The organism is Pseudomonas psychrophila (assembly GCF_001043005.1).
GTDB lineage: Bacteria > Pseudomonadota > Gammaproteobacteria > Pseudomonadales > Pseudomonadaceae > Aquipseudomonas > Aquipseudomonas psychrophila.
The window spans coordinates 22,481-40,981 of record NZ_JYKZ01000010.1 but is presented as its reverse complement, the minus strand read 5'-3'; the positions used below and the strand labels follow the sequence as shown (position 1 = coordinate 40,981).

Annotated in this window: 16 protein-coding genes; 12 read left to right on the top strand and 4 right to left on the bottom strand. The window is 59.0% G+C overall.

The window, feature by feature from the left end; genetic code table 11:
* Positions 1–114: 114 nt before the first annotated feature.
* Positions 115–522 (top strand): DUF3010 family protein, encoded by a 408-nt coding sequence (locus TU76_RS18765; protein ID WP_019822953.1) that lies wholly within the window; start codon positions 115–117, stop codon positions 520–522.
* On the opposite strand, the gene TU76_RS18760 is transcribed toward TU76_RS18765, so the two are convergent.
* A complete protein-coding gene (locus TU76_RS18760) occupies positions 512–1,459 on the bottom strand; it encodes a GlxA family transcriptional regulator (RefSeq protein WP_048352308.1) in 948 nt (315 codons plus the stop codon). The two genes, TU76_RS18765 and TU76_RS18760, sit on opposite strands and share 11 nt — an antisense overlap.
* Before the next feature lie 164 nt (positions 1,460–1,623).
* Between TU76_RS18760 and choX the strand changes: the two genes are divergently transcribed.
* The 5 genes from choX (at position 1,624) to TU76_RS18735 (ending at position 5,480) form a co-directional block, all read left to right on the top strand.
* Positions 1,624–2,550 (top strand): choline ABC transporter substrate-binding protein, encoded by a 927-nt coding sequence (gene choX / locus TU76_RS18755; protein WP_048352307.1) that lies wholly within the window; start codon positions 1,624–1,626, stop codon positions 2,548–2,550.
* Positions 2,551–2,622: 72 nt separating this feature from the next.
* Positions 2,623–3,510: a 3-dehydrocarnitine:acetyl-CoA trimethylamine transferase CdhC gene (cdhC, locus tag TU76_RS18750; protein ID WP_046808995.1), complete on the top strand. Its 888-nt coding sequence runs from the start codon at positions 2,623–2,625 to the stop codon at positions 3,508–3,510.
* A gap of 153 nt (positions 3,511–3,663) precedes the next feature.
* On the top strand, positions 3,664–4,629 hold the full coding sequence (locus TU76_RS18745) for an L-carnitine dehydrogenase (protein ID WP_046808994.1): 966 nt from the start codon (positions 3,664–3,666) through the stop codon (positions 4,627–4,629).
* A gap of 11 nt (positions 4,630–4,640) precedes the next feature.
* Positions 4,641–5,114, top strand: a complete 474-nt coding sequence (locus TU76_RS18740; RefSeq protein WP_048352306.1) for a thioesterase family protein — start codon at positions 4,641–4,643, stop codon at positions 5,112–5,114.
* A 108-nt stretch (positions 5,115–5,222) separates the two neighbouring features.
* The gene (locus tag TU76_RS18735; RefSeq protein WP_019822942.1) at positions 5,223–5,480 is read left to right on the top strand and encodes a hypothetical protein; all 258 of its coding nucleotides are present in this window, start codon (positions 5,223–5,225) and stop codon (positions 5,478–5,480) included.
* 99 nt (positions 5,481–5,579) lie between these two features.
* Here TU76_RS18735 and gbdR read toward each other — a convergent pair whose 3' ends face one another.
* Together gbdR and TU76_RS18725 are read right to left on the bottom strand one after the other, a co-directional pair.
* Positions 5,580–6,683, bottom strand: coding sequence for a choline metabolism transcriptional regulator GbdR (gbdR, locus tag TU76_RS18730; protein ID WP_019822940.1), 1,104 nt, complete (start codon positions 6,681–6,683; stop codon positions 5,580–5,582).
* 335 nt (positions 6,684–7,018) lie between these two features.
* Positions 7,019–8,395 carry an L-serine ammonia-lyase gene (locus TU76_RS18725; RefSeq protein WP_019822938.1) on the bottom strand — a complete coding sequence of 459 codons (1,377 nt, stop codon included), beginning with the start codon at positions 8,393–8,395 and terminating at the stop codon, positions 7,019–7,021.
* A gap of 358 nt (positions 8,396–8,753) precedes the next feature.
* Here TU76_RS18725 and TU76_RS18720 point away from each other — a divergent pair, with 358 nt between their 5' ends.
* From TU76_RS18720 to choV, 3 genes are all read left to right on the top strand, one after another.
* On the top strand, positions 8,754–9,701 hold the full coding sequence (locus TU76_RS18720; protein ID WP_019822937.1) for a choline ABC transporter substrate-binding protein: 948 nt from the start codon (positions 8,754–8,756) through the stop codon (positions 9,699–9,701).
* 69 nt (positions 9,702–9,770) lie between these two features.
* On the top strand, positions 9,771–10,616 hold the full coding sequence (gene choW / locus TU76_RS18715) for a choline ABC transporter permease subunit (RefSeq protein WP_019822936.1): 846 nt from the start codon (positions 9,771–9,773) through the stop codon (positions 10,614–10,616).
* Positions 10,613–11,791: a choline ABC transporter ATP-binding protein gene (gene choV / locus TU76_RS18710; RefSeq protein WP_019822934.1), complete on the top strand. Its 1,179-nt coding sequence runs from the start codon at positions 10,613–10,615 to the stop codon at positions 11,789–11,791. The genes choW and choV overlap by 4 nt, the downstream gene beginning before the upstream one ends.
* 113 nt (positions 11,792–11,904) lie before the next feature.
* Here choV and TU76_RS18705 read toward each other — a convergent pair whose 3' ends face one another.
* Positions 11,905–13,842, bottom strand: a complete 1,938-nt coding sequence (locus TU76_RS18705) for a BCCT family transporter (RefSeq protein WP_231984222.1) — start codon at positions 13,840–13,842, stop codon at positions 11,905–11,907.
* A 473-nt stretch (positions 13,843–14,315) separates the two neighbouring features.
* Between TU76_RS18705 and betI the strand changes: the two genes are divergently transcribed.
* From betI to betA, 3 genes are all read left to right on the top strand, one after another.
* On the top strand, positions 14,316–14,909 hold the full coding sequence (gene betI / locus TU76_RS18700; protein ID WP_019822931.1) for a transcriptional regulator BetI: 594 nt from the start codon (positions 14,316–14,318) through the stop codon (positions 14,907–14,909).
* 108 nt (positions 14,910–15,017) lie between these two features.
* Complete coding sequence (betB, locus tag TU76_RS18695; RefSeq protein WP_019822929.1) at positions 15,018–16,490, top strand: betaine-aldehyde dehydrogenase; 1,473 nt, start codon at positions 15,018–15,020, stop codon at positions 16,488–16,490.
* A gap of 123 nt (positions 16,491–16,613) precedes the next feature.
* A complete protein-coding gene (gene betA / locus TU76_RS18690) occupies positions 16,614–18,317 on the top strand; it encodes a choline dehydrogenase (protein ID WP_019822927.1) in 1,704 nt (567 codons plus the stop codon).
* Positions 18,318–18,501 lie beyond the last annotated feature (184 nt).

Here is an 18,501-nt window from a genome sequence, read left to right as displayed (position 1 = left end):
GGAGCGGGCTTGCTCGCGATAGCATCACTGCGGTCCAACCTGAAGACCGGGTCGCTTGCATCGCGAGCAAGCCCGCTCCCACAAGAACAGTTTCAACTTATCGATCAGGTTTTTATGACTATTTGCGGTATCGAAATCAAAGGCAGCGAAGCTATTTTTGCCCTCGCGAACCAGGACCTTGAGCATGTGGCCAATGCCACCAAGAAAATCGCCCTGGACGACGATGAAGACGCCTCCAGCGTCAAAGCCTTCGCGGCGCAGATTGCAGCCTTTGTTAAGGTCAACACCATCACCCGGATCGTGATCAAAAAACGCAGCAAAAAGGGTGAGTTCGCCGGTGGCCCGATCACGTTCAAGATTGAAGGTCTTATCCAGTTGCTGGACGATTGCGAGGTGCAACTGCTATCCCCGCAAACCCTCAACGCCCAATACAAAAAGCACGCCTTCGATCTGCCCGCCTCGCTGAACAAGTATCAGCATGAAGCGTTCAAGGCAGCGTGTGCGGCGTTGCTCAAGAAGTAATACCGGCAATCCGGTCCTGCCTCGGCGCGCAGCCAAACCGCGCCCGGTAGCTGCGGGTGAAATACGACGGTGATTCAAAACCGCACGCAATGCTGATGTCGAGCACGCTCATGTCGGTCTGGCGCAGCAGTTGCCGGGCTTTTTCCAGGCGCAGGCCCAGGTAGAAGTTGCGCGGGGTGTCGTTCAGGTGCAAACGGAACAGGCGCTCCAGTTGGCGCCGGGTCACGTTGATGCCAAGCGCCAGTTGCGAGGTGCTCAGGGGCGGTTCGCTTTGTTGTTCCATCTCGCCAATGACCTGCACCAGTTTTTTATTGTGGATGCCATAACGCGTGGCGACCTGCATGCGCTGATGGTCTTTGCGGGGCCGGATGCGCCCGAGCACGAACTGTTCCGATACCTGGATCGCCAATTCCGCGCCGTGCGCCTGGCCGATCAGGTCCAGCATCATGTCAATTGAAGCCGTGCCCCCCGCACAGGTGATCCGCCGGCGATCGATTTCAAACAGCTCCTGAGTGACCTGCAACTGAGGCCATGATTCCTTGAAGGCGTCCAGCGCTTCCCAGTGCAAGGTCAAACGGTAGCCATCAAGCAAGCCCGCCTCGGCCAACACAAAACTGCCGGTGTCGATCCCGCCCACATTGACCCCGTCGGCATCCAGTCGGCGCAGCCATTGAATGAGGGCCGGGCTGACATGGGCCAGCGGATCAAACCCGGCCACCACCAACAAGGTCGCGCCCGCTTTAATTCCCTCCAGCCCCCCTTCGGCATTCACCGACATGCCGTTGCTCGCCGGTACTGCGCCGCCGTCCGGGCTTAATACATGCCAGCGATACAGCTCGCCCCGAAAACGGTTGGCCACCCGCAGCGGCTCGATGGCCGAAATAAAGCCCATGGAGGAAAAGCCGGGCAGCAGAAGGAAGTAAAAATCCTGGGCCATAGGAACGCTCGCAAATCGGTTCAGCGGATTGAAACACAGTCAGGTCGCTGCAGTGCAAAACCACGTCGCCCCAGTGCGGTTGCGCAGCACGCCGCCTGCGTACCTTGGCATCACGGCGCACAAAGACGCCGATCCCCCAATAACAACCTGCCGAGGCCCCACCCATGAAACGACTGATCAGCTGTTGCCTGTTGGTACTGAGCCCCTACGTACTGGCTACCGAAGATGCATCGTGCAAAAACGTACGCATGGGCGTGGTCAATTGGACCGACGTGATCGCCACCAGCGCCATGGCGCAAACCCTGCTCGACGGTCTCGGCTATAAAACCAAGCAAACCAGCGCCTCACAACAAATCATCTTCGCCGGCATGCGTGATAACCGGCTGGACATGTTCCTGGGTTACTGGAACCCCATCATGAACCAGAGCATTGCTCCGTTTGTGGATGCCAAACAGGTCAAGGTGCTGGCCGAGCCGAGCCTTAAAGATGCCAAGGCCATGCTCGCCGTGCCGACCTACATGGCCGACAAGGGGCTCAAGCGCTTTGCCGACATTGCCAAATTCGAGAAAGAACTGGGTGGCAAGATTTACGGAATCGAACCGGGCTCCGGCGCCAATACCCAAATCAAGGCCATGATCGAGAAAAACCAGTTCGGTCTGGGCAAGTTCCAGCTAGTGGAGTCCAGTGAAGCCGGGATGCTCTCGGCGGTAACCCGCGCGGTGAATCGCAACGAGCCGATTGTATTTTTCGGCTGGACCCCGCACCCGATGAACATCAATCAAAAAATGACCTACCTGACCGGCAGCGAAGATGCTCTGGGCCCTGACGAGGGCCTGGCCACGGTATGGACCGTCACCACCCCGGACTACGCCAGCCGTTGCCCCAACGTCAGCCGTTTACTCAACAATCTGACCTTCAGCGCCGAAGACGAGAGCCGCATGATGCAGCCGCTGCTGGACCATAAGGATGCTCAAGTCTCGGCCCGCCAATGGCTCAAGGACCATCCTCAAGACCTGCAGCGCTGGCTTGAGGGCGTCACCACCGTGGATGGCAAACCCGCGGCCGAACACCTGAAACTCAGCGCTAAATAATTCAACACCGAGCCCGCCCGCGCAGCCCGCAATGGCTGCGTTGTGGTGCTCTACGCCTTAAGGAAATGCCCCATGAACCACGACGTCATCATCACCTGCGCACTCACCGGTGCCGGCGACACTAGCGGGCGCAGCCCTTTAGTGCCAGTTACGCCCAAACAAATTGCCGAGGCGGCTGTAGAAGCGGCCAAGGCCGGCGCCACGGTGGTGCATTGCCATGTGCGCGATCCAAAAACCGGGCAGTTCAGCCGCGACGTGGCGCTTTACCGAGAACTGATGGAGCGCATCCGCGAGGCGGACATCGACATCATCGTCAACCTCACCGCCGGGATGGGCGGTGACTTGCATATTGGCCCCGGCGAGAACCCCATGGAGTTTGGCCCCAACACTGATCTGGTCGGGCCACTGACCCGCCTGGCTCACGTTGAGGAGCTGCTGCCAGAGATCTGCACCCTGGACTGCGGGACCCTGAACTTTGGCGACGGCGACACGATTTACGTGTCCACCCCGGCACAGCTTCGGGCGGGCGCCAAGCGTATCCAGGAACTGGGGGTGAAAGCCGAACTGGAAATTTTCGACACCGGCCATCTGTGGTTCGCCAAGCAGATGATCAAGGAAGGTTTGCTCGATGACCCGCTGTTCCAGCTGTGCCTGGGTATCCCGTGGGGCGCGCCGGCGGACACCACCAGCATGAAGGCCATGGTCGACAACCTGCCCGCCAACGCCGTGTGGGCCGGGTTCGGGATTGGTCGCATGCAAATGCCGATGGCTGCGCAAGCGGTGCTGCTGGGCGGCAACGTGCGGGTCGGGCTCGAGGACAACTTGTGGCTGGATCGCGGAGTGCTGGCCAGCAATGGGCAACTGGTGGAGCGCGCCGCCGAGATCCTCAGCCGCCTTGGCGCCCGCGTGCTGAGCCCGGCAGAAGGCCGGGTGAAGATGGGCCTTAAAGAGCGCCGCTGAGCAGCTACGAAGCACCATTGCTTGTGGGAGCGAGCCGGCTCGCGAAGGTCGTCAACGATACCGCCTGTTAACTGAGTTATCGCGGCGCCCTTGGGGCCTTCGCGAGCAAGCTCGCTCCCACGGCATCACCTTGTTTTTATCCAGGAACAGACCATGACCTTTATCACCGACATCAAAACCTTCGCTGCCTTGGGCAGCGGTGTCATCGGCAGCGGCTGGGTCGCTCGCGCCCTTGCCCACGGACTTGACGTTGTCGCCTGGGACCCGGCCCCCGGTGCCGAAGCAGCCCTGCGCAAACGCGTCGCCAAAGCCTGGCCAGCCCTGGTAAAAAGCGGCCTCGCTGAAGGTGCATCCCAGGACCGACTGCGGTTTGTCAGTACCATTGAAGAGTGCGTGCGCGACGCTGATTTCATTCAGGAAAGCGCCCCCGAGCGACTCGATCTGAAACTCGAATTGCACCGCAAAATCAGCGCCGCCGCCAAACCCGATGCCTTGATCGGCTCCAGCACGTCGGGCCTGCTGCCCAGCGAGTTCTACGAAACCTCCACCCACCCGCAGCGGTGTGTTGTCGGCCATCCGTTCAACCCGGTTTACCTGCTGCCCCTGGTCGAAGTGGTGGGCGGGCAAAAAACAGCTCCCGAGGCCATTCAGGCGGCGATCAAGGTCTATCAATCCCTGGGCATGCGCCCCCTGCATGTGCGCAAGGAAGTCCCCGGCTTTATTGCCGACCGTCTGCTCGAAGCCTTGTGGCGCGAAGCGCTGCACCTGGTCAATGACGGGGTGGCCACCACTGGTGAAATTGACGATGCCATACGTTTTGGCGCGGGTTTGCGCTGGTCGTTCATGGGCACCTTCTTGACCTATACCCTGGCCGGTGGCGATGCCGGAATGCGGCATTTCATGAACCAGTTCGGCCCGGCCCTGCAACTGCCCTGGACGTATTTGCCCGCACCGGCACTGAGCGACAAACTGATCGACGATGTGGTCGAAGGCACGACTGAGCAACTGGGTAGCCACAGCATTGGCGCGCTGGAAAGCTATCGTGATGACTGCCTGCTGGCCGTGATGGAAGCGGTTAACGCGACCAAACTCAAACATGGCATCGCCATCAACGATTGACCGAGGTTCCCATGCCCACCCTCACCACCTACAGCACCCCCATTCTTGAAGAATGGGTCGATTACAACGGCCACTTGCGCGACGCGTTTTACCTGCTGATTTTCAGCTACGCCACCGATGCGCTGATGGACCGCCTGGGGCTCGACAGCCAGAACCGAGAAAGCAGCGGTCATTCACTGTTCACCCTGGAGGTGCATCTTAATTACCTGCACGAGGTGAAGCTTGGCGCCCATGTTGAAGTACGCACCCAACTGATCGGCCACGACAAGAAACGCCTGCATGTCTATCACAGCCTGCACCGGGTCGGTGATGAGCGAGCCTTGGCGGGCAATGAGCAGATGCTGCTGCACGTCGACCTGGCGGGCCCGCGCTCAGCGCCGTTTGGCGAGCACTCGCTGGCCTTGCTGCAGGCCATCGAGGACCAGCAGCGTGATCTCCCGAGACCAGAGCATGTGGGGCGGGTAATTGCCTTGCCCGTGCCTTAAAACGACCTGTTCTTAGGCATATCAGACATATCGCCAAACCACCCTTGCCCACTGGCCAAAGCCCTACCAGAATCAAACTTCAATCGCGCCTCATAAAGGACAAAAATCATGATGCACGCGGATTTGATTGATGAGCAGGACCTGCTGGGCCAACTGCGTGCCTTGGGGTTCGAGGTGTCGGGCAATGCCGAACAGGCGTGCACGGCAGCGGTATGCGGGCTGAACGAAACCAACGCCCGCGCCTTGAAGGGCATGGTCGAAAAACTCTACACCGGCAGCGCCACGATTTTGCCGGCGGTACGCCAGGCCATTGATCAGCAGCTGCTGCCAGGGCTGATGGCGTTCAAGCAAAAGCAATTGCATTGAGTCGTATGGAAGCGGGCTTGCTCGCGATGCAGAAAATGCGATCTGTCTGTTGAACCGCAGTGCCTGTATCGCGAGCAAGCCCGCTCCCACAACAGCTTGCTACAACCTCACACTGGCAAACGTCGATTCGTTGCGCGCCTGATTTAAGGCGGACATCGGCCCGGCCAGCGGGGTCAGCAACAGTGACTGCGGGATCTGCACAAGGGTGGTCTGCTGCGCTGTGTTGGAACCCACGCGCTCGTCCCGTGGCGGAATGCCGAAGTATTCGCGGTAGCACTTGGAGAAGTGCGGCGTGGACACAAAGCCGCAGACAGCCGCCACTTCAATAATCGACATCGGTGTTTGCTTGAGCAGTTGCCGCGCTCGCACCAGCCGCAATTTAAGGTAGTAGCGCGACGGTGAGCAGTGCAGGTACTTCTGGAACAAGCGCTCCAGCTGGCGCCGCGAGACGGTGACGTACACCGCCAGCTCATCCAGATCGATAGGCTCTTCGAGGTTGGCTTCCATCAGCGCGACAATTTCCTGCAACTTGGGCTGATTGGTGCCGAGCATGTGCTTGAGCGGCACGCGCTGGTGATCCTGTTCGTTGCGAATACGCTCGTACACAAACATTTCCGAGATGGCTGCCGACAGTTCGCGACCATGGTCACGGCTGATCAGGTGCAGCATCATGTCCAGCGGTGCCGTGCCGCCCGAGCTGGTGAAGCGGCTGCGATCGAGGGTAAACAAGCGTGTGCTCATGGCAACCCGCGGAAAGGCTTCCTGCATGGAGGCCAGACACTCCCAATGCACGCTGCAATCAAAACCATCGAGCAAACCCGCGTACGCCAATGCCCAGCTGCCGGTACAAACGGCCCCCAGACGACGCGACTGGCGCGCCTGGCTTTGTAGCCATGACACATGCTCGCGAGTCACGGTGCGTTGAATGCCGATACCGCCACACACGATCACCATGTCCAGCGCCGGTGCCTTGTGCATGCTTGCGTCGGGAGTCACTTGCAGACCATCACTGGCCCAAACCTGACTGCCATCGGCGCTGAGGGTGCTCCAGCGATACAACTCACGCCCCGACAACTGGTTGGCCATGCGCAAGGGTTCTATCGCGGAAGCCAGGGAAATGAGCGTGAAATTGTCCAGCAGCAGAAAGCCGATGGATTGAGGCGTACGGTTCTGGGGTTGGACCCCGGAGTTGAACGACGTCATCGCGGTATCTCCTCACACAAAGCGGGTGATGGCCCCAGGCGCAGGCTCTTGTTTTTACCCTCGTTAAACGGGGCTTTTAAATGACAACGCAAATGCCATGCCTAAACTTGAATGGCTATTCAATAAAGCCTGAAAACGACGTCGCAAAGTGTCTAGGCAGCTCGTGCCAAAACACCGCGCGAGCAGGTCTGCGAGGGCGTGATCCTGCGCTGTTGAGCACATTGGTATCACTTGTGGGAAGAGGGCAGAAACAGGGCCGCAATCAAATGTCACGAAAAGTACGAGTGCGCCAAAAGAGGTCGGCGTGCGCTGAAAAAGCGCTCATCTGCTACGGATCAGCATTCCACCGCACTGACAGCCAGGCCACCCCGTGAGGTTTCCTTGTATTTGTCATGCATGTCGGCCCCGGTGTCGCGCATGGTCCGGATCACGCGGTCCAGGGAGATAAAGTGCTGGCCGTCCCCCCTCAAGGCCATTTGCGCCGCGTTGATCGCCTTGACCGCCGCAATGGCGTTGCGCTCGATGCACGGCACTTGTACCAGCCCGCCCACCGGGTCGCAGGTCAAACCCAGGTTGTGCTCCAGGCCAATTTCAGCCGCGTTGCACAGTTGTTCGGGGCTCGCCCCGAGGATTTGCGCCAGCCCCGCCGCCGCCATCGCGCAGGCCGATCCGACTTCGCCCTGACACCCCACCTCCGCCCCGGAAATCGACGCGTTCTTTTTGCACAGAATGCCGATCGCAGCTGCGCTCAACAGGTAGTCGACGACATGGGCTTCGCTGACTTCATCGCTGAACTTCATAAAGTAGTGCAGCACCGCGGGGATGATCCCTGCCGCACCGTTGGTCGGTGCGGTCACCATGCGCCCGCCCGCCGCATTTTCTTCGTTGACCGCCAGTGCAAACAGGTTGACCCACTCCATGGCGCTAAGGGTTGAACCGATCACATTGGGCTTGCCCAGTTCCTGCAAACTCCGGTGCAGACGGGCGGCGCGGCGACGCACATTCAGGCCGCCGGGCAAGATGCCTTCATGTTTCAAGCCTTGTTCAACGCAGTCCTGCATGGCGCGCCACAGTGTGATCAGGCCACAGCGAATTTCATCTTCACTTCGCCACGTGCGCTCGTTGGCCATCATCAAGGCCGCCACACTCAGATGGTGTGTGCGGCACAAATCGAGCAACTCAACGGCGGAGTTGAAATCGTAAGGCAGTTCGGTGCGGTCCATGTCCAGAACACCGCTTGCCGCTTGCGCAGCGTCCACCACAAAACCGCCGCCTACCGAGTAATAGGTATCGCGGTGCAGCTCACCGGTTTCGGTTTCAGCGACCAGGGTCATGGCGTTGGGATGGAACGGCAGGTTTTCGTCGATCAGGCGCATGTCTTGCGACCAGACAAACGGGATCGGCACGTACCCGTCCAGCAGCAGCGTCTGGCGTTGATGAAGTTCGGTGATGCGCGGGCCTATCTGCGCCGGATCGATTGCATCGGGCCACTCACCCATCAGGCCCATGATCACTGCGTTGTCACTGCCGTGACCAATGCCGGTAGCCGACAGCGAACCATAGAGCTGCACTTCAATGCGGCGTACCTGTTGCAACTGACCCCGTTCGCGCAACCCCTTCACAAACAGCGCCGCAGCCCGCATAGGGCCTACAGTGTGGGAGCTTGATGGACCGATACCGATCTTGAACAGGTCAAACACGCTGATAGCCATGAGCACGAACCTTAAGGGTGTGTGCTTGCATCATGGGGGGTTTGCGATCTGCAAAAACGTCCAGCTACGACTCACCTTTGCCTGCCAGCGCCCCCGACGTTTTTATACGGTGCAGAGGCATGAAAGAAGCAGTTTTTACTCATGAAACGTCTATATACGACCTCTCAAGTATCAGATACGACCCTGCCTGTACTGGATGCGACTCCCCCTGTAGGCGTTTGATTTTCGCTGTTACATGATCAGTCCTGACTCGATTGCAAGATGCGTCGGCAACACCGCTGCCGGGCATCACCCAACCGCAACTGATACGTGCGGCTTTCGATCGAAAACCGCATCCCAGACACACAGGAGTTGTTCCATGAAACATTCCTCATCGTTGTTGTTGGCTGCATTGCTGAGTCTGCATGTCTGCGCCCAGGCGGCAGAACCGGATCAGTGCAGTACGGTCAACTTCTCGGATGTCGGCTGGACCGACATCACTGTCACCACCGCCGTCACCAGCGAAGTCCTCAAGGCCCTCGGTTACAAAACCAAAACCACCATGATTTCAGTGCCAGTCACGTACAAGTCGCTGGCCGATGGCAAGAACATGGACGTGTTTTTGGGCAACTGGATGCCGACCATGGAGAACGACATCAAGGCCTACCGCGAAGCGGGCACCGTCGAAACCGTGCGGGCCAACCTGGAGAACGCCAAATACACCCTCGCCGTCCCTCAGGCGCTCTATGACAAGGGTCTGAAGGACTTCTCCGACCTGCCAAAATTCAAGAAGGAGCTGGACGGCAAGATCTATGGCATCGAGCCGGGCAACGATGGCAATCGCATGATCCAGACCATGATCGACAAGAATGCGTTCGGCTTGAAAGACGCGGGCTTCAAGGTCGTGGAATCCAGCGAGGCCGGGATGTTGTCGCAGGTAGATCGCGCTCAGCGCCGTGGCACTGATGTGGTGTTTCTGGGATGGGAACCGCATCCAATGAACACACGTTTCAAGATGAAGTACCTCACCGGCGGCGATGATTTCTTCGGCCCCAACTACGGTCAGGCGACCATCTATACCAACACCCGCAAGGGCTACAGCGAGGAATGCACCAACGTCGGTCAGTTGCTGAAGAATCTTGTGTTCACCCTCGACATGGAAAGCACCCTGATGGGCAAGGTCCTGGACGACAAGATCAAACCGGACGTGGCCGCCCGGGCCTGGCTCAAACAGAACCCGCAAGTGCTCGAAACCTGGCTCGCAGGTGTCACCACGATAGATGGCAAACCGGGTCTTGCAGCCGTTCAAGCCAGCCTCGCGAAGTAATCGCGGGCGCCAGACGGCCCACCCCGTCTGGCTCCGTTTCAATTCCCCTGCATGCGGACGTTCACTACCATGCTGATTGATCAAAAAATTCCTCTGGGCGAGTACATCGCAAGCTTCGTCGACTGGCTGACCCAAAACGGCGCCAGCACCTTCGATGCCATTGCGCTGACACTTGAAACGATGATCCACGGCGTGACGTTTGCGCTGACCTGGTTCAACCCTTTTGTGTTCATTGGCCTGATCGCCCTGTTTGCTCATTTTATTCAGCGCAAATGGGGGCTCACCGTTTTTGTCGCGATGTCGTTTCTGCTGATCCTGAACCTGGGGTACTGGCAAGAAACAATGGAAACCCTGGCCCAGGTGCTGTTTGCCACCTTTGTGTGCGTAATCATCGGTGTGCCGCTAGGGATTCTCGCCGCGCACAAGCCGATGGTTTATACCTTCATGCGCCCGGTACTGGACTTGATGCAGACCGTGCCTACCTTCGTTTACCTGATCCCGACCCTGACCCTGTTTGGCCTGGGCGTGGTGCCGGGGCTGATCTCCACCGTGGTGTTTGCGATTGCGGCGCCCATCCGCCTCACGTATCTGGGCATACGTGACGTGCCCCATGAACTGCTCGATGCCGGCAAGGCGTTTGGTTGCTCGCGTCGCCAGTTGCTCACGCGCATTGAGCTGCCCCACGCCATGCCGAGCATCGCCGCCGGGATTACCCAATGCATCATGCTGTCACTGTCGATGGTGGTTATCGCCGCCCTGGTAGGTGCCGACGGTCTGGGCAAGCCGGTGGTCAACGCACTCAATACCGCTGACATTGCCCTGGGCTTTGAAGCAGGGCTGGCCATTGTGCTGCTGGCAATCATGCTCGACCGGATCTGCAAACAGCCGGAAGCCAAGACAGGAGCCGACGCATGAGTATTATTCGTTTCGATAACGTTGACGTTATCTTCGCCAAAGACCCGCGTGAGGCGCTCAGCCTGCTGGATCAAGGCCTGACGCGGGATCAGATCCTGAAAAAAACCGGGCAGATTGTCGGCGTCGAAAAAGCCAGCCTGGACATCGACAAAGGCGAAATCTGCGTGCTGATGGGCTTGTCCGGCTCGGGCAAGTCCAGCCTGTTGCGCTGTATCAACGGCCTCAATACGGTCAGCCGTGGTCAGTTGTATGTGGAGCACGAAGGCAAACAGATCGACATCGCTTCATGCACCCCCGCCGAACTGAAAATGATGCGCACCAAACGCATCGCCATGGTGTTTCAAAAGTTCGCCCTGATGCCCTGGCTGACGGTGCGCGAAAACATCAGCTTCGGCCTGGAGATGCAGGGCCGGCCCGAGAAAGAACGACGTACCCTGGTGGATGAAAAGCTGGAGCTGGTGGGTCTGACCCAATGGCGCAACAAAAAACCCGATGAGTTGAGCGGCGGCATGCAGCAACGGGTGGGTCTGGCGCGAGCGTTGGCGATGGATGCCGATATTCTGCTGATGGACGAACCCTTTTCCGCCCTCGACCCTTTGATCCGCCAGGGCTTGCAGGACGAACTGCTGGAGCTGCAGCACAAGCTGAACAAGACCATTGTGTTTGTTAGCCATGACCTCGATGAAGCGCTCAAGCTGGGTAGCCGCATTGCGATCATGAAAGACGGCAAGATCGTGCAGTACAGCAAACCTGAAGAGATCGTACTCAACCCTGCCGACGACTATGTGCGTACTTTCGTCGCGCACACCAACCCTCTGAACGTGCTCTGCGGACGCAGCCTGATGCGCACGCTGGACAACTGCAAACGCGTCAACGGCTCGGTGTGCATCGATCCGGGGGATGATTCGTGGATTGATCTGGCGGAGGGCAACACCATCAAAGGTGTGCGCCAGGGAGCCGGAGCCGTGGAACTGCAACGCTGGAGCAGAGGGCAGGCGGTGGAAGGTTTGGGCCGTGGGCCGACGCTGGTTGATTCGGGAATTGGCATGCGCGACGCGCTGCAAATCCGCTACCAGACGGGCAACAAACTGGTGCTGCACGATAACCAGAAGGTCGTGGGAATACTGGGCGATACCGAGCTGTATCACGCGCTGTTGGGCAAGAATCTGGGGTGACGTGCAAACACAAACACTGTGGGAGCGAGCCTGCTCGCGAAGAGCTTTAACAACGCAGCGCTCTCGAGAGCCTCGCGAGCAGGCTCGCTCCCACAGGAGGTTATCAACTGTTTTTAGCTATACACCCTGCCAAGGAGTTGGCGATGGCTTTCAAACTGATCGAGCACGTCACGACTGATCTGCTCTTGGGTGAAGCCCATCAGGTCGTAATCCTGGTTGCCGTTGTGCAAATACACCTCAGCCCGGTAGTAACGACTGCGCACTTCATCCTGTTCAGACTCGCTCGGTGCCGCCAGATAGCCATCCAGGCTGACTTCGTAGACAAACGGGTTGCCTTCTTCCATCTCCACCCGTACACCCATGCAACGCTTGGCACTGCCCAGCAGGGTTTGCACGTCCAGGCCCTGACTGCGCAGTTGAACCGCCGCGTCTTCCAGTGCTGGAGTCACGTGTTTGTCCATAAAGCGCTGCACCACCGCCTGGGTCGGTTGCAGGTCTTGTGCCGTCAAACGCTCGCTGAAACCACGACGGCCTCGGGCAGCCAGTTCAGCCTGTTCCTGTTCAACCAGAGTGTCCTGACGCATGGCCTTGTGCAGGCCAAACATAAACAGGATCAGTACCACCGAAAATGGCAGGCCAGCCAGCACCACCATGGTTTGCATCGCGGCAAAGTTACCGGCGAACAGCAGGCCGATGGTCACAAGGGTGATCACAGCGGACCAGAAGATCCGCAGCCAGTGCGGCGCATCTTCATCCACATCGCCGCCTTTGCACGACAGATTAGCCATCATCACCGCACCGGAATCCGCCGGGGTCAGGAACAGCACAAAGCCCACAAAGATCGATACGCCGATCACGATTTTCGATGCCGGGTAATGCTCAAGCAGCTGGTAAATGGCCATCGACGGCTGCTCAAGCGCCGTTTTCCCCAACTCCACCGCGCCGTGGTTAACCACCAGATCCAGTGCCGAGTTACCGAAGATAGACAGCCAGGCCAGCGTGAAGCCCAAAGGAATCAACAGCACGCCTGCGACCAGTTCACGCACGGTGCGACCACGGGAAATACGGGCGATAAACATGCCGACGAATGGCGCCCAGGAAATCCACCAGGCCCAATAGAACAAGGTCCACAGACCCAGCCAGCCCTCGGTTTTCTTGCTGTCGCCTTCGTACACGTACAGGTCGAAGGTTTTCATGACAATACCGTTGAGGTAGTCACCGGTGTTTTGCACAAAGCCGTTGAGCAGGTGCAGGGTGGGGCCGAACAACAACACGAAAATCAGCAAGCCGCTGAACAGCACGATGTTCAGGTTGGACAAGCGGCGGATGCCGTTTTCAACGCCAGACACAGCGGCGATGGTCGCGACAGTACTCATCACGATGATCACGATCAGCAAATTGGTATTGCTGTGCTCCATGCCGAACAGGTTCTCAAGCCCGGACGACACCTGCATCGAGCCAATGCCCAGGTTGGTCACCAGCCCCAGCAGGGTCACGAACATGCCGAAGCCGTCCACCGCATGGCCTGCAGCACCTTTGACCCAACGCTCGCCCATCAACGGATACAGCGCCGAACGCAGCGCCAGCGGCTGGTTGTGACGGTAGGCAAAATACGCCACGGCCAGGCCGACCAGCGCGTAAATCGCCCAGCCGTGCAGGCCCCAGTGCAGGAAGGTCAGTTGCAACGCCTGACGCGCGGCTTCATGGCTGCCCGACACGCCTTCAGGCGGGTTGAAGTAGTGATCCAGCGGCTCGGAAGCGCCGAAATACAGCAAGGAAATACCGATCCCGGACGAGAACAGCATCCCGGCCCAGGCGCCATAGCTGAAATCCGGGGTGTCTTGCTTGGTCCCCAGCTTCAGCTTGCCGTAGGACGAAAACGCCAGACCGACCACAAAAATCAGGTAAGCGGCGATCACCACCATGTAGTACCAACCGAAGCTGCGCGACAGCCATTCCTGGGCAACACCCAGGATACGACCCGCTTCTTCGGGGGCAATGATCAAAATGGCAGTCAACAACAATATCAAGGCAGTGGAGGTGTAAAACACCCAACCATTGACCGTCACCTTTTGCGGCGGGGTCTTTATAAGAGAGGCAGAACTCATTGCACGGGTGCTCCAGGCAGTGCGAGACAAGGACTTAAGGCAACGCACCACTCGACCAAAGGGTTGGATTACGACCAACGGTCGAGTGATATAAAGACACCGCTAAAAAACCGGACCCGCCCAGACAGATGCCGTCTGTGGGAGCGAGCCCGCTCGCGAAGGCATCAAGGGCACCGCGCCTATTCCGTTAGAGTGCGTATCGCTGACAGCCTTCGCGAGCAGGCTCGCTCCCACAAGGGTTTCGGAGCTTTTACCGTGTCGTTTTGCGCCATTCATGCGTAGGGAAACGACATAAATCGCGACGATTTGTCGCAGAGCTTATTCTTTGTTGATTGAACGTTCAATCAAAACAAAATAGACTGGCTGTCGTTCAGTGATGCTTATGCACTGCTCGCCGGCCCAAGGAGATTTGCGAAATGCCCAAGGTCGGTATGCAACCCATACGCCGCCAGCAGTTGATCGAAGCCACGTTGACGGCTGTCGATCAGGTCGGGATGGCAGATGCCAGCATTGCGCTGATTGCCCGTCTGGCCGGTGTGTCGAACGGCATCATCAGTCACTACTTCAAAGACAAGAACGGTCTGATTGCCGCCACCATGCGGTACTTGATGAACGTCTTGATCGACAACGTCACCGAGCGCCGCCTGGCGTTAAGCGATGACAGCCCACGGGCTCATCTGCAGGTGATTGTTGAAGGCAACTTTGACGCCAGCCAGGTCAGTGGCCCGGCAATGAAAACCTGGCTGGCCTTCTGGGCCGCCAGCATGCACCAGCCGTCGTTGCACAGATTGCAGCGGATCAACGACCACCGCTTGTACTCCAATCTGTGCTGCCAGTTTCGCCGCGTAATGCCGCAGGCCCAGGCCCGCAATGCAGCACGGGGCCTGGCAGCTCTCATCGATGGACTATGGTTGCGGGGTGCCCTGTCGGGAGACGCGTTCGACACCGAACAGGCACAACGCATCTGCTACGAATACATGGATCTACAACTGGCGAAACAGGTGAGTTAGGCCTCAATAAATGCTTAACCCCTGAACTGTCATGAGTTTGAGTTGCCCCAATCAGATGGCACCCGACTCACGATCAACGCCAACCACTTATGCACTTGCGAGGATTTTATGGCCCGTTTCGAACTGCAAAAACTCTACATCGACGGCGGCTACACCGACGCCGGTAGCGACGCTACTTTCGATGCCATCAACCCGGCTAACGGCGAAGTCCTCGCTCAAGTGCAACGCGCAACCAAAGAAGACGTCGAGCGCGCGGTTGTCAGCGCTGAAAAGGGCCAGAAAATCTGGGCCGCCATGACGTCCATGGAGCGTTCGCGCATCCTGCGTCGCGCCGTGGAAATCCTGCGCGAGCGCAACGATGAACTGGCCGCCCTGGAAACCCTGGACACCGGCAAGTCGTACTCCGAAACCCGTTACGTCGACATCGTGACCGGTGCCGATGTACTCGAATACTACGCAGGCCTTGCACCCGCCATTGAAGGCGAGCAAATCCCGCTGCGCACCACCTCTTTCGTTTACACCCGCCGCGAGCCGCTGGGCGTTGTGGCCGGTATCGGCGCGTGGAACTACCCAATCCAGATCGCCCTGTGGAAAGCCGCGCCTGCACTGGCTGCCGGTAACGCGATGATCTTCAAGCCAAGCGAAGTCACCTCCCTGACGACCCTCAAGCTGGCCGAGATCTTCACCCAGGCGGGCCTGCCGGATGGCGTGTTCAACGTGCTGACCGGCAGTGGCCGTGAAGTCGGTACCTGGCTGACCGAGCACCCGCGCATCGAAAAAATCTCGTTCACCGGCGGCACCGACACCGGCAAGAAAGTCACCGCCAGCGCCACCAGCTCGTCTTTGAAAGACGTGACCATGGAACTGGGCGGCAAGTCGCCCCTGATCATTTTCGACGACGCCGACCTAGACCGCGCCGCAGATACCGCGATGATGGCCAACTTCTACAGCTCGGGTCAGGTGTGCACCAACGGCACTCGCGTGTTTATCCCTACTGCACTGAAGTCGGCGTTTGAAGCCAAGATTCTGGAACGCGTTGCGCGCATCCGCATCGGCAATCCGGAAGACGAAAACACCAACTTCGGCCCGCTGGTCAGCTTTGCTCACATGGAAAGTGTGCTGGGCTACATTGCCAAGGGTAAAGAAGAAGGCGCCCGCGTACTGTGCGGCGGCGAACGTCTGACCCAAGGCGATCTGGCCAAGGGCGCATTCGTGGCACCCACCGTGTTCACCGACTGCACCGACGAGATGACCATCGTCAAAGAAGAAATCTTTGGCCCGGTGATGAGCATCCTCACCTACGACACCGAAGAAGAAGTGATCCGCCGCGCCAACGACACCGAGTTCGGCCTGGCTGCTGGCGTCGTGACCAAGGACCTGAACCGCGCCCACCGCGTGATTCACCAACTGGAAGCAGGTATTTGCTGGATCAACGCTTGGGGCGAGTCCGACGCAAAAATGCCGGTAGGCGGTTACAAGCAATCGGGCATCGGTCGTGAAAACGGCATCAGCTCGCTTGCACAGTACACCCAGGTCAAATCGGTACAGGTAGAGCTGGGCGACTACGTTTCGGTGTTCTAACCCTGTGGGAGCGAGCCTGCTCGCGATGCAGGCGACGCGGTGCACCCGTTGCACCGCGCTGATGCAATCGCGGGCAGGCCCGCTCCCACTCGCTCTGCCACAACTTTAAAGAGGGTGCATTTTATGTCCCAAGAATTCGATTACATCATCATTGGTGCCGGCTCTGCCGGTAACACCCTGGCGACCCGTCTGACTGAAGACCAAGGCGTCACCGTGCTGCTGCTTGAAGCTGGCGGCCCGGACTACCGTCTCGATTTCCGTACCCAGATGCCTGCCGCCCTGGCATTCCCGCTGCAGGGCCGTCGCTACAACTGGGCCTTCGAAACCGATCCAGAGCCACACATGGACAATCGCCGCATGGAATGTGGCCGTGGCAAGGGCCTGGGCGGTTCGTCCCTGATCAACGGCATGTGCTACATCCGCGGTAACGCGATGGACTACGACGGCTGGGCAAAACTGCCAGGCCTCGAAGACTGGGATTACCTGAACTGCCTGCCGTACTTTCGTAAAGCCGAAACCCGCGACATCGGTGCCAACGACTACCACGGTGGCGATGGTCCGGTCAGCGTGACCACGCCAAAAGCCGGGAACAACGTGTTGTTCCACGCCATGGTTGAAGCAGGCGTACAAGCCGGCTACCCGCGTACCGAAGACCTGAACGGCTATCAGCAGGAAGGTTTTGGCCCGATGGACCGCACCGTGACGCCGAACGGCCGTCGCGCCAGCACCGCACGCGGCTACCTGGACACGGCCAAGCAGCGCTCGACGCTGACCATCGTGACCCACGCCCTGACCGACAAAATCGTCTTTGAAGGCAAACGCGCCGTGGGCGTTACCTACATGGTCGGCGACAGCGACACTCGCATCCAGGCCACCGCACGCAAAGAAGTGCTGCTGTGCAGCGGCGCCATTGGCTCGCCAACCGTGCTGCAACGCTCGGGCGTCGGCCCGGCCGAGCTGCTCAACAGCCTCGACATTCCTGTGGTTCACGACCTGCCGGGCGTTGGCCAGAACCTGCAGGATCACCTTGAACTGTACCTGCAGTACGCGTGCACCCAACCCGTTTCGCTCTACCCGTCGCTGCTCTGGTACAACCAGCCAGCTATCGGTGCCGAATGGCTGTTCCTGGGTAAAGGCATTGGCGCCAGCAACCAGTTCGAAGCCGGTGGTTTTATCCGTACCCGCGAAGAATTCGAGTGGCCGAACATTCAGTACCACTTCCTGCCGGTAGCGATTAACTACAACGGCAGCAATGGCGTGAAAGAGCACGGTTTCCAGGCCCATATGGGTTCCATGCGCTCGCCGAGCCGTGGCCGGATCAACGTGAAGTCCAAGGACCCGCGCGAGTACCCGAGCATCCTGTTCAACTACATGGCCGCCGAGCAAGACTGGCAGGAATTCCGTGACGGCATCCGCCTGACCCGCGAAATCATGCAACAGCCTGCTCTGGATGCGTTCCGCGGGCGCGAAATCAGCCCGGGCATCGACAAGCAGACCGACGAAGAGCTGGATACCTTTATCCGCGAACACGCCGAGACCGCTTTCCACCCGTCCTGCTCGTGCAAAATGGGCACCGACGAGATGGCTGTAGTAGACGCCGAAGGCCGTGTACACGGGATGCAGGGGCTGCGTGTGGTCGATGCCTCGATCATGCCGCTGATCACTACCGGCAACCTGAACGCGCCAACGATCATGATTGCCGAGAAAATCGCCGACAAGATCCGTGGCCGCCAGCCACTGCCGCGCAGCACTGCCGACTACTACGTAGCAGGCGATGCGCCGGTTCGCGGCAAGCCGCTGCGTGAAGTCAGCCGTACCGCGCAGTAAACACAACACCGTGTAGCCGCTGCCGCAGGCTGCGATAAGGGCCGAAGGACCTTCGCTTTTGAAAAGAGCGAACCCTTCGGGCTCGATCGCAGCCTTCGGCAGCGGCTACAGGTTGGTCGTCGTTTTTGGTTTCATCTCCCCCCGGCTTGCCCCCGGCCTCAACGCAGGCCTACTCTGTCGCCTC